Genomic DNA, 13,624 nt, shown 5'->3' on the forward strand with positions numbered 1-13,624 from the left:
TTAAAGAAATAATGCTTTTCCCTAAAAGTTCAATTGAATAGAATCAAGCGCGTTCTCTTCTTCCTCATTGCTGCCGCTCAATCCGATATGTTCGATTAGAATGCTTGGCTGTTCCAAAATCGCCGATAGGATGTGTAAGTAGTCGTTTGATAAAACCTCGATTCTGCTTTTCTTAAACAGTTTTTTCGAATATTCAAACAGTCCGTAATAGTTGTCGCGGTCCGCCTGAATCGACAAGGTCAAATCGAATTTGGCAACCGAATGATGAAATGGATACGGCTTGAGTTGAAGGGAATCGAAAATCAATTCAGCATGATCAAGATTTTGCAGCACAAACATCGTATCGAATAAAGGATTGCGGCTTGAATCTTTTGGAAGATGCAGATGCTGAATTAATTCTTCCAACGGATAGTCTTGATTTTTATAGGCGTTCAGCATGTTTTCTTTTACTTCGTTTAAGTAGGCATCAAATGTTTTACGGCTCGCCGGGTGATTGCGAATGACTAACGTATTGACGAACATTCCCACGACCGGCTCTACATCCAGATGAGTCCGCCCGGCAGATGGCGTTCCTACGATAATATCTTCTTGTCCGCTGTATTTGGATAAAAGAATCGTATAGGCTGCCAATAAAATCATATACAGTGTTGCTCCTGTGTCTTCTTCCATTTGGCTTAAACGCTGTTTCAAGTGTTCGGGTATAAGAAATTCAAATGATTCGCCTTCGTAATCGCGTATGGCAGGTCGCTCATAATCCGCAGGTATATCCAGTACAGGAATATCACCGTGAAACTGATCCAGCCAATACGCTTCCTGGCTCTTGATGTTCCGTTTCTGAAGGTCCGATTGCTGCCAAACTGCAAAGTCTTTATATTGAATAGAGAGCGGGCCCGGTTCGTTCCCCTCGTAGATTCGGCTTAAATCTTTCATCAGAATATTGACGGACACGCCGTCAGAAATGATATGATGCATATCAACCACAAGCACGTGCCGCGCAGGTTCAATTTCAATCAGTCCGGCCCGCATCAGCGGCGGTTTGGCTAAGTCAAACGCTTTGATGAAATCAAGCACACGGTCTTCCGCCTCTTCTTCGCTAGCTTGAATTCGTTCTATCGTAAAGTCGACGTTCTGATGAATACGCTGTGCCGGCTCGCCTTCATATAAATCAAAGCTGGTACGCAATGCTTCATGACGCGCGATTAATTTTCGGAAAGCGGCGTTTAACCGTTCGGGATCGATCGTCCCTTCCACTTTCATGGCACCCGTCATATTGTAAGTCAGCTCGCCGCCTTCTGTGTGACTTAATAAATACATCCGCCTCTGAGCTGAAGAAACCGGATAATATGGCATTTCCTTTGCAGCCGGAATCGGTACATATCGATTTTTGTCCATGTGTAACGCCTTGTCAGCCAATTGTTCAATGGTAGGAAACTTGAATATGTCTTTGAGAGACAGATTCACATCCAGCTCTTTGTGAATTCTGGCGGCTAAGGCAGCCGCTCGGATGGAATTGCCTCCGAGATCAAAGAAATTATGTTTGATCCCCGCATGGCTTATTCCGAGCACTTCCTTCCATAAATCTGTCAGTTTGGACTCCGTCTCATTACCCGGCGGAACATATTCAGCTGTCTGTTGCAGACTCGCTTCTGGTGCAGGCAGTGCCTTACGGTTTATTTTCCCGTTGGATGTTAACGGCATATGCTCCAGATGGACAAAATAGGACGGAACCATGTAGTCCGGAAGCTCCGATGACAATTGTTCCCTAAGCTGCGCAGCCGCTATAGGCTTGTCGCTTACGTAATACGCGCATAATTGTTTTAAGCCGTCTTTTTCTTCTTTCACTGTAACCGCGGCTTTTTGCACCGCTTCCGCGTTATGCATCGCTGCTTCAATTTCACCAAGCTCGATTCGGTGTCCCCTGATTTTGACTTGTTCATCAACGCGCCCAATATATACAAGATTTCCGTCCTTCAATCGCTTAGCCAAATCCCCTGATTTGTACATTTTCGCTCCCGGGACATACGGGTTTTCAACAAATTTCTCTTCCGTTAAATCCGGGCGGTTCCAATACCCTCTGGCAACACCCGGTCCGCTGATATATATTTCGCCGATTACCCCGATCGGAACCAGGTTTCTGCTTGCATCGGCCACATAAATATCCGTGTTGGCAGCCGGAGTGCCGATCGGTACAAATTCCCGCTTGTCCCGTTCTGCGTCAAAGTGATAAATCATACATCCGACGACAGCTTCCGTCGGTCCGTATTCATTGAAAATGTCCAGCCGGCCTTTAAACTGCTCGCTGACACTTTTGGCCAGACGGGTGCTTAAATTTTCTCCGCCGACAATCATTTTCCGTATTGCGGTGCCGCCAGCGATGTTCATCTCCTTGATGACGTGCAGATGTGCCGGGGTCAATTTGATCATGTCTATTCTTGAGTCCCGCATAATCTCAGAAAGCACAGCGCTTTTGTCTTCGCCGTCAAAGACAATGATGGTATTTCCCGTAACCAGCGGCGTAAATATCGAGGTCACAGTCAGATCGAAAGAGATGGAAGAGTATAATGGGAAGTTGGTTTTCTCACCTCTTACATAAACCTCTTTCGCCCACCAAATATAATCAGCCAGCCCCTGATGCTCAATGAATACACCTTTTGGATTTCCCGTGGAACCTGACGTATAGATCATGTAGGCTAAATCATGCGCATCGCTGTCCGGTTCAAGATTCGAGTGATCCTCATGGTATGAGTTTTCCTCATCCAAAAGCACAACGTCACCATCATACGGGAATTGATCCAGCAGGCTGCGCTGTGTCAACACAACCTCCGCTCTTGAATCTCTCAGCATATATTGAATCCGTTCTTCCGGATATTCAGGATCAATGGGCACGTATGCGCCGCCGGCTTTCAGAACAGCCAAAATTCCGACAATCAGCTCGATCCGATGCGGGCAGATGATGGCAACGAATTGATCCGCTTGTACGCCTTTTGTCCGTAACGTCCGCGCCAATCGGTTCGCCCGTTCATTGAGCTGTCTGTACGTATACCGCTCATTGCCAAAAATAACGGCTTCATGATCGGGACTCTGTTCAGCCTGCATTTCAAACCACCGATATACCGTTTCCTTATGCGGATACGGCGTCTTTGTGCCATTACACTCCGTCAGCAGTTGATGCCGTTCGGTTTCAGACAGCATAGGAACGGAAGACAATGTCATCTCCGGCTGCTCAGCAAGGCTGTTTAAAATGGCGGTATAGTGTCTGGTAATCTGTTCAATGGTGTCTTTTGTGAATCGTCCCGGTTTATAATCAAAATGCATCTCTATCTGTTGACCGGCATCTTCGATCGTGAGCATCAAATCATACAAAGAGACCCCTGGATTTCGTTCTTTCACTTTAAATGTACATTCATTGTGCCGGATTTCATGAAATTCAATGTTTTGAAACACAAACATCGTGTTAAACAGAGACTTTCCGGTTGTTTCCCGCTGCACATTTAATTTCTCCACAAGCCGGTCGAATGGATAGTCTTGGTTTTCGAAAGCGTCAAGCGTCTGCCGCTTTACTTCTTCCAGATAATCCGTAAACGTTCTATTGGCGTGCGGCTTCGTCCGGATTCCGATGGTTTGTATGAAAATACCGATGATTTTTTCGATATCCGGATGATTTCTTCCTGATGCAGGCGTGCCAACGACAATGTCTTCTTGTCCCGTATATTTATGAAGCAGCACATTATAGGCGGCCAGAAGCACTGTATAGAGAGTGGTTTCCGCCTTTTGCGCCAAATCTTGAAGCGAACGGATGACATCCGGCTGTAAGGAGCATGTCACACGCTGTCCCTCAGAAGACCGTTCTGCCGCTTTGGAACCGTCTGTCGGCAGGTCAAGGATGGGAATTTCGTCTTGATATTGTTCCAGCCAATATGTCTCCTGCCGCTTCATGGCATCGTCATTCAGCCGTTGGTTTTGCCATTCTGCGAAATCTTTATATTCAAATTCAATGTCCGGTAATGGTTTCTGATGATATAAAGCCAGCAATTCATTTGTAAGGATGTTGACGGAATAACCGTCCGAAATGATATGATGCATATCGATGAGCAGTTCGGCCTGCTCGTTTTCAATCTTGATCAGCTCCGCACGAACTAACGGAGCTTGATCCAGGCGGAACGGTTTTACAAACCGGTCTGAATAAGCATCAAATTCGTCCCGGCTCATTGTCCGGACATGAACGTTAAAATCAACTCCGTTTTCAAGTTTCTGAACGATATCGCCATCTATAATGTCGAAATACGTGCGAAACGCTTCGTGCCGCTGCATCACTTGTTGAAGAGATGAGATCAGGGCCTGCTCATCGTACTTCCCTGTTATTGATATGTGGCCGAACATATTTTGCGCCAGCTGATCCGGTTCCAGTTGGTGCAGGAAATATACTCTTTGCTGTGCCGGCGATGTCGGGTAATACGCTTTTTTCTCGGCAGCCTTCATCGGGAGGTGCACGACTTTCGTTTCGTTCTGAATGAAACGTGCTAATTCCTTAACAGTCTGGTGATTGAAAAATTGTCCGATGGAAACCTTTTGATGAAATGTCTTCTGAACTTTGGAAAGCATAAGCGTTGCCTGGAGTGAGTTTCCCCCCAGAGCCAGGAAGCGATCTGATCTGCCGACCCGTTCAAGGCCGAAAAGTTCCTCCCAAATCCGCGCCAGCTGCCGTTCCGTTTCATTTACCGGCGCCTCATAGGCTTCAGTAAAATTTGCCGTATTGCTTCCTATTGAAGAGATCCGCTTCTGGTGTTCGGCGTAAAGTGCTTGTAAATCATGCTGTTCTTCATCGGAAAACATCATCATGGCGTTAAGAGGGATTGAATCTCCCTCAACCATTTTTTGCAGCAATTTTGTAAAACCCGCTCCCCACTTTTTCATGATTTCCGGACTGATGACGTTCGTATTAAAGTCGAAATCAAGAACATATTCTTGATGCGCGTCTGTTATGTTCAGAAATAAATCGTACAGGGTGCATTTTACCGGGTATGCAACGGGCTCCGCTTCCGCCTTTCCGAAATGCAGTTTTCGAAAAGGCCTGTCTAAATTAAAGATAATACGCATATCCGGCACTTGATCGTGCGGAAGCTCTCTGGCCACCAGTGTCATCGGGACGGCTTGGTGCCGCATTGCAAGATTCACGCTTTCTTTCATACTGCCAAGATAACCGGATAAAGTGCTTTCTGAAGAAGACGTGTTCTTCACCGGAATCATATTGACGCAATTTCCAATCAGATCATGCTGTTTCATATGCGATTGACCTGCAGCGGGGATCCCGATCACAAGGCCTGACTGTTTGGTAAGCCGGTGCAGAAAAAGATGAAATGCGCCCAGCATCGTCACAAATACGCTATTTTTCATCTGAATGCTTAATGACCTTAAAGCCTCGCTCAATGGCCGTCCAAGCCTGACGGTACACCGGTCTCCCTCATACCCGTTCGGATAACGGACAGAAGCTGTGCTTGGCAGAATTGGCTGCTGTATCGGTTCAGAAAAATGACGCCGCCAATAACGGACCCCTTCTTCATAATGGCCGCTGTCAATCTGTGCCTGCTGCCAGTCTAAGTATTGGCGAAACGAAACATCTGCCTCTTTCGGTGAAATCGGTATTCCTTGTACGATTGCCGCGTAGCTGCTCTCCAGTTCTTGAACAAAAACGGCGATTGACCATCCATCGGCAATGATATGATGGAACGTGAGCACAATCAGATGTTCATTGTGAGCCGATGTAAGCACATGGATTCTAAACAAAGGCTCTTGTTCATGGAAATGAAACGGCCGCTTGGCATCTTCTGTCAGCCATTTTTGGATTTCCGGCTCCCGATGTTCATGCGGGTGACCGGTAAAATCAATGACAGGTATATCTATATTCATCCGTTCCAGCACTTGCTGTACCTCGTCATCGGGATGAATCACCGTACGTAAAGCTTCATGACGGTCAACGATATGCCGGACGGCTTGTTTTAATGATGTATACTGCAGTTCGCCCTTCACTTTCAGCATAATGGACTGGTTTAAAGCGGCGGAAGCTTCATTCCCGTAATAGGATGCCATAACCAACTGCTTTTGTTCAGGTGAAAGCTCGCGCGTCCCGGACTTTTTACGGCCTCCGCCATCAGGGGAATCCGGGCCTTCCGGAATAAATCCGCCTCGGCGAAGATCCTCCACCGTGTCTTTCACCGCTTGAATAATATTTTCGATATCATCCGCGGTATGCGCCGCAGACAAGAAGCAGTTGCGTCCCTCCCACACATAGACCCCTTTATAGTTGAGATGGTAAAAGAACAAGTCATTATCAAGCGATGAGACAAACCGGAATAAAGAACCGAATCGAACCATGCGGATAGGCACTTGCGCTTGTTCGAAGCAGCGATTCAGCTCATCGACCAGGTAGGCTGTTTTTTGATTAAGCTGCTCATACAGATGCTCTCCTTCGGTTTGTAAATGGCGAAGGACGGCTAATGACATCCTCATGGTAAGCGGGTGAGTATTGAAGGTGCCGGCCACAAACGTGCGTTTCGCCTCGTCTTGCGGGTAGGAATCGTCCCCATACTGCCAGGTACCCCCGTCGATCGTATTCATGAACTCAGCTTTTCCGGCAACTACCCCTAATGGCTGTCCGCCGCCGATGATTTTTCCGTAGGTCACTAAATCAGCCTGAATGCTGAACCATTCCTGTGCGCCGCCAAGACCGATCCGAAATCCGGTAATAATTTCATCCATAATCAGAGCTGTTCCGGATTGCTGCGTGATCGCCCGCAATTCTTTCAAAAATGCCTGCGGCTGCAAATCCGGTCTGCGGCTTTGTACCGGTTCCACCAGTACGGCTGCCAATTCATCACCAAGACTGCGGATCACGTCCAGCGAATCGGGATTGTTGTAATGTAAAATAATCAAATCATCCATAAAGCTCTGCAGTATACCCGGAGCCAGCGGATTCGCAGACGCAGCCCCGCCTTTTGTGCCGGCTACCCCTAATACGCCGTCAAACGTGCCGTGATAAGATCCCGAGAACGCCACAACTTTCTTTCTTCCTGTTGCCGCCCGCGCCAAACGCAGGGCAACCATGACGGCCTCTGTTCCGGAATTATAGAAAGCGACCCTTTCCACTCCGGTACATGTGCGGATCCGGTCGGCAACTTCACCGGCGACATCTGACATCGGGCCGAGCGGAGGCAATGATGAACGGGTTGAATCATCGATAACCTGTGTAATAAAGGAAGGATGATGCCCGAACAGGTTAACCCCGAATCCCATGGTGATATCGATATATTCATTTCCGTCAATATCCCACATTTTAGAACCGTCAGAACGTTCGGCGATAATCGGGTATACGATTTCCTTCCAATACGAACGGAAGCTGGACAAATTGCGGTTGTTTGCATGAGCAAATCGGGTGTTGTCCGTATATTGTTTGGAACCTTTCGTTTTATCGGCGTATTTCTTGATGAAATCTTCTAAGTATTGTTTTTGCCGTGCGGTATAGTGCCCCTGATCATTCAGGTTCTGAGGCTGAAAAGGAACATAGGGTTTCGCTTCTTGAGCCGCTTTCTTTTCTGCAGTGACGGTCGGAGGCCCCTGCTTGACAGAAGGAATTGATTTCTCTTGCGCTTTAGCGTATTCTTTCTCATCGGAATGATGTCCGCTGTTTCTCAACAAATTAAAGCTATTTAATTGAGCTTGCAAGGTATCCTGAATTAATTGATTCTGAGAAGCGATTATTTTTTCGAGCATATGCTCTTGATGACCTTCTCTGCGATCCGATTCAGACTGCGCTTCTGAAATGACCTGTATTTCCTGCGCCGGTACATTCTCTTGAGGCGGAGCGGATGCAAAGGACGATGGAACGGTATCAGCCAAGTAATCTATGACACTTTGAAGGTTGGTCAACGTATCAAAAAAACGATCCATCGGGATATCTACCCCGAATTCGTCCGCGATGGCTTTTTTGACCTGTGACAGCATGATAGAATCCATTCCGAGCCCGATAAAATGAGCATTCAGATCGAGTTCCTCCGCTCTGATCCCTGAAGCATTGCTGATTACAGTTTTCAGGAAGGATTTAATGTGCGCTTTCGATTGATTGATATTCAATGCTGCTCCTCCTTTCTTTTCGCCCTCGTTTAAGCGCAATTGGTCAGCTTCAGCCCAGCATCGGCTCCGTTCAAACGGATACAGGGGCAATGGCGTCTTTTGTACAGTTTCACCGGAATAAAGCGCGCGCCAATCGATAACGGCTCCTTGCACAAATAATTCGGCTGCGCGATGCAGCCATGTGATCCGTTCATCTTGCGTACGTAAACGCTGCTTAATCAGAGCGGCTGCTTGTTGATTCAGCTCTTCTTTATGAGCAGGCAGCATTTCCTTCATATTCTTGTAACCGATGTATACACCGGGAAGGTTTCTGTCTCCCTGAATCAGGCGGGTCAGCTTATCCGATAGTTCTTGTTTACCGGATACAATCATGGCAATGCCATGATCTAAATGAGCCCTGCCCGTAGTGGCTGTATAGCAAATGGACTTTAATGAAGCTTGGCTGTCATCCGATACATATTGCCGGTACTGCTGTGCGAGTTCATAGAGTGATTTTTCAGTATGAGCGGATAAAACAAATAGGTGCGGCCCATGTTCATCCTCGGGTGCATACTCACTTTGAGAAATATATTCTTCCAATACCACATGAGCGTTCGTTCCGCTAAAGCCAAATGAGCTGATTCCGCCTCGCAGCGGCTCATCACCGGATGTGAACGCTGCAGCTTCCTGATTCACATAAAATGGTGATGTGTGAAAATGAATGAGCGGATTAGGTTCATTAAAGTGCGCTAACGGCGGATTTTTCTTGTGATTCAGCATGAGGACAGATTTGATCAGCCCGACGATGCCTGCCGCTTCAAACAAATGACCGATGTTCGATTTAACAGAACCAATCGCACAAAATTGTTTTTTTGCCGTATACTTTTCAAACGCTTTACAAAGCCCGTTAAATTCAACCGGATCGCCGAGCTTCGTTCCGGTGCCATGCGCTTCGATGAAAGACAGTGTTTCAGGGGCAATGCCCGCGTCTTTCCAAGCCGTCTCAATGACCTCAGTCTGAGCTGCCGGATTCGGTGCTGTAATCCCGGCGGTTGTTCCGTCTTGATTCATCGCGCTTCCCTTGATTACGCCGTAAATATGGTCTCCGTCGCGAACAGCATCCTGCAAAGGTTTTAGCAGGACTGCGGCCGCGCCTTCACCTGTGCCCGTGCCGTCTGAATCTTTGCTGAACGTTTTCGTGTACCCGTCCGAAGATTCCATATCAAGTCCGATACAGATCGGCAAGAGCGATGTCCGGATACCGCCGGCAAGAGCCATTTCACAATCGCCGGACATTAAAGATTTACATGCCATATGAACGGCGGCAAGCGATGAGGAGCATGCCGTATCCACTGTGACCGCCGGCCCTTTTAAATTTAAGAAATAAGCGATTCGGCTGGCTAGCACGGAAGGGAGATTGCCCACGATATATTGATGAAGTTCCTCCGGATAATTCGCAGAAAGGAGACGTTCATAATCGTAGCCCACCTTCGAGTACCCCGCATATACCCCGACACGGCTCCCGTTCATGCTGCCGCCGGCATAGCCCGCATCTTCAATCGCATGCCATGCAGACTGCAAAAACAGTCTTTGGTTAGGGTCCATAAACTGAGCCGCTTTAGGAGCTAAACCGAAGAACGAATAATCAAAGCGGTCGATTTCATCTAAATAGCCGCCCTTCACAAACTGACTCTCATTGAACTCGCTTTGGATGGACTTTAAATAATCCGCCGCATCTTTCAGCCGGGATTCGGGGTATTCTCGAATGCTGTGCTCACCTTTTTCAAGCAGATTCCAAAAATCACTTTTCGTTGACGCTCCCGGGACATTGAGCGACATCCCGATAATGGCGATATCTTTCGGTGTCACATGGCTTGGTTTCGCTGCCGCGTCCTGTTTGATTTCAGCCCGGCTTTCAGACAGATATACCGCTAAATCAGTGATAGAAGGATACGTAAAGAGATCTGAAACGGCAAGCTCGCGTCCGAATTTCTGTTCTATGCGCTCGGCAATCTGCGATAACTGTAATGAATTTGCTCCCATATCAAAATAACTGTCAGCGAGGTGAACCTTTTTTCCATCGAGCACTTCGGAAAAGATAGACAGCAATTCCGTTTCTATCTCATGAATGGGTGTCTGTCCGGATGTTTCCGGGCTGCTCTCCAAACATTCATTGATGGCGGCAGACTCTGTTGAAAAATTCCCTGCCTCATACTGTCTGGCAAGTTCGTAGCGTTTAACCTTTCCGCTGGTTGTTTTAGGGAGTTTTCGGATCGGAAGGACTTCTTTTATGCTCCAGCCGCCCCGCTTGTACAAATGCTTTTTTATCTCTTTGACAAGCGGTGCGAATTTTTCAGGTGATTTTTTGTAAACAACAAAGAGCACGATTTCTCCGCTTTGTGTCTTTTGATCATATACACCGCAGGCGGCAACCCTTCCTAAGTCAACCTCTTCCATTTCAATCGCGACCCGTTCAATATCGTGCGGGTAGATATTTTTTCCGTTCACGAAAATAATGTCCTTTTCTCTTCCGGTTACGACTAAGTTACCACTTTCACTAATGAATCCGAGGTCTCCCGTTTTTACCCAGCCCTCAGAAGTCAGCGCTTTTTCCGTACTCTCTGGGTTGTTATAATACCCTTGCGTCACATTGTCTCCTTTGATCTGGATATGGCCGATGATTCCGTCTTCTACTCTTTCATTTGTTTCATCGGAGATCCGAAGCTGACAATAGTCAATAGGTTGTCCCACCTCAACGAATGAAGCGCAATTTTGGTCCTCTTTGCTGACTTTTACAGCTCTTTCACCAAGATTTAAATAGTCACGATGCAAATAAACGGGAACGAATTCTTTACCTATTTTAGAGAACGCTGCGCCAACCGAAGCTTCCGCTAAACCGTAAACATTCAAAATGGCGGATCTTTTCAGATTGAATGCTGCGCATCTTTTCAAAAATTCGTCACACAGCTCCGGTAATATCGGTTCTGCACCGTTTGCGATGACCTTGATGTGGGATAAATCCCAGTCTGGTTCATTTTTCAGAAATTTAAGGAAGTAGTTGTACCCGAAATTAGGAGATGATAGAATACTGGCTTTATGTTCATGAGCTTTTTTCATCCAAAGAATAGGTCTGCGAATAAATAACTCTGTAGGCATTAGATTTTGATTGATTCCGGTTATGAAGGGAACAAGGTGGCAGGCGATGAGCCCCATATCATGCGTTAAAGGCATCCATGATAAGAAAGAGTCTTTCGAATGAACGGCTAGGGCAGTCCCAATGGCGCACGTGTTATGTATTAAGTTGTGATGCGTTAACATGACTCCTTTTGGATCTCCTGTCGATCCGGAAGAAAATTGGATAAAGGCGAGTTCATCCGCATCAGGTTCATAAAATGAAGCGGGGTAATCGTAGGTTTGATCTTGAATGATGTCAGATTTTTCGTTTAATTGATGATGGAAATCCTGTAAATCGTGTTCTGCAGCGTATTTCTTTATTTTGTCCAATACTTTTTCAGAGGCAATCAGAAACGGATGATTTAATATATTCCAAATGCGCCAGACCTTCAGTTTATGGTCATCATCTTCTCCGATACTGACCGGCACCGGGATCATTCCTCCTAATATACAAGCCCAAAAAGCAACGACAAATGATTTGTTTTCTTGGATTTGAAATACAATTTCCTGCTTCGGCTTAATGCCGAGATGCTGTAAATAGCCAAGATACCCTTGCGCCTCTTCAAACAATTGGCGGTAAGAGACAACCGTCTCGTTTTTATCGGATTCGATAAAACGGATCCCGCGATCAGAGATACTGCTTCTTTCCCGAATGACATCTACTAAGGTTTGGAATTGACTGGTATACATAGGTCCCCTCCTGGGCGCTTTATTTTAAAATCCGCAATTCTTCCCAAGCCGGAAGCTGTTTAGCTTCACAAATTAATTTGCATAAATGGATCGAATGTTCGAGTTCTTGTTCTGAAAGCACGTCTTCATGCCTTTTCATTCTCTCTTTCAGCTCTTGGATTTGCGTAAATAATGGCGTCGTCATAGTGGAATAAGCCGCTGAATCCTTGTTGTAATTTCGCGCAATGACGGATTGAATCATCAATTTATTCAGTTGTTTTTTGCGTAAATGGACAATATGTTTCTTTCTTTCCGTTGAATTGGAAAGCGGGGGAACATCAGATGTCTGTCCTAAGGGATAAGGTACAATGTGATTCGTTGTTTTTCTCAGCAGACCGGCTAAGACATTGTTCGGACCCATTTCGATGACTTCTATGACTCCATGTAAAAGCAAGTAATGCATCGATTCTGTCCATCTAACCGGCATCGTCATGTGCTGCTTGAGATGTTCGCTGATCGAATTTCCGCTGCTGTAAGGGCGCGCGGTGACATTTGAAATGATCGGCCATGCGGCATCCCGGAAGGAATACCGGTGTAAAACAGTCTGGAATTGTTCGGAGGCTGATCGTATCATCGAACTGTGAAAAGGCGCACTGACATTCAAATAAGTGTATGCCGCACCCTTTTCCTCCGCCATCTTGATGACACGTTCCACAGCTTGCCGGTGTCCGGAAATCACATGCTGCTGTTCTGAATTCATGCAGGCTACACCTGCCGGAAAGTCTTCCGTCGATACTTTCGAACATATTTCCTGCAACGTTTGGAGAGAGAGCTGTGTCACGGCGGCCATCGTCCCCTGCTGCTGGGGATCCGCATTTTGCATAAGAATTCCCCGCTCCCTTACAAGTGTAACGGCATCCTGAAAAGAAAGGGCGCCGGCACAGACAAGCGCTGAATATTCGCCTAAGCTATGGCCTGCCAGGAAGCGGGGCTTCACCCCTATTTCCTGCATATACACTTGAAAAGCAATCACACTGACCGTTAAAATAGCGGGCTGCGCGTTCATTGTCTTTGTCAATTCATTCATATCTCCGTTAAAACACAGTTTTTTTACATCCAAGGAGATCGCATCGCTCGCTTCTTCAAACAATCTCTTTGCGAGCACAAAATCATTCCAAAATTGTTTGCCCATTCCTACAAATTGAGACCCTTGTCCAGGAAATAAAAAGGCAAGATTGTTCATGAGATTCCTCCGATCATATTGAACAGGGGATACAATATCCTACAAAATATCCCTTTATCTAACATCCTAGCATGATTATAACAAATGTGTATAGAATACTTTCGGAGGAGTTATTGTTCGTTTTCACAAACGAATTAGATATATTTATTCATAAAATAAAACATGGGGGTTTCGCCGAAAATCAGTCTTAAAGAGAGATGATGAAAGCCGGCGTGGAGCCTGTTACCGGCTCTTCTTCACTTCGGACGCGCTCTTCATGTTTCATATGTTTTAGGGCTATTGGCATTATTGTGTCAGAAATTACATATTTTCTGTTTATTGTAAAAATTCATTTGTATATCTGTGAAGGATTGTAAACTGATTGCGCTTAATTATAAATGTGGTGCAAGAGATGGATCTGGATGGGGAAAATCCGCAAGGACGAAATACGCC

Annotated in this window: 2 protein-coding genes; both read right to left on the reverse strand. The window is 46.2% G+C overall.

The window, feature by feature from the left end; genetic code table 11:
* Positions 1-21: 21 nt before the first annotated feature.
* Entirely contained in the window at positions 22-11,970 is an 11,949-nt protein-coding gene (gene bamA, locus V7728_RS10075) for a bacillomycin D hybrid PKS/NRPS BamA (protein ID WP_099566775.1), read from the reverse strand.
* Between the two features lie 19 nt (positions 11,971-11,989).
* Positions 11,990-13,192, reverse strand: coding sequence for a bacillomycin D biosynthesis malonyl-CoA transacylase BamD (bamD, locus tag V7728_RS10080; RefSeq protein WP_085342048.1), 1,203 nt, complete (start codon positions 13,190-13,192; stop codon positions 11,990-11,992).
* Between the last annotated feature and the right edge of the window lie 432 nt (positions 13,193-13,624).

Origin of the sequence: Bacillus sp. JHAA (assembly GCF_036961585.1) — a bacterium.
In the GTDB taxonomy this organism is placed as follows: domain Bacteria; phylum Bacillota; class Bacilli; order Bacillales; family Bacillaceae; genus Bacillus; species Bacillus velezensis.

What these genes read in the sequence shown, in the direction of transcription:
- bamA (WP_099566775.1), bottom strand. Translation starts at nt 11,970, where the DNA reads ATGTATACCAGTCAATTCCAAACCTTAGTAGATGTCATTCGGGAAAGA.
- bamD (WP_085342048.1), bottom strand. Translation starts at nt 13,192, where the DNA reads ATGAACAATCTTGCCTTTTTATTTCCTGGACAAGGGTCTCAATTTGTA.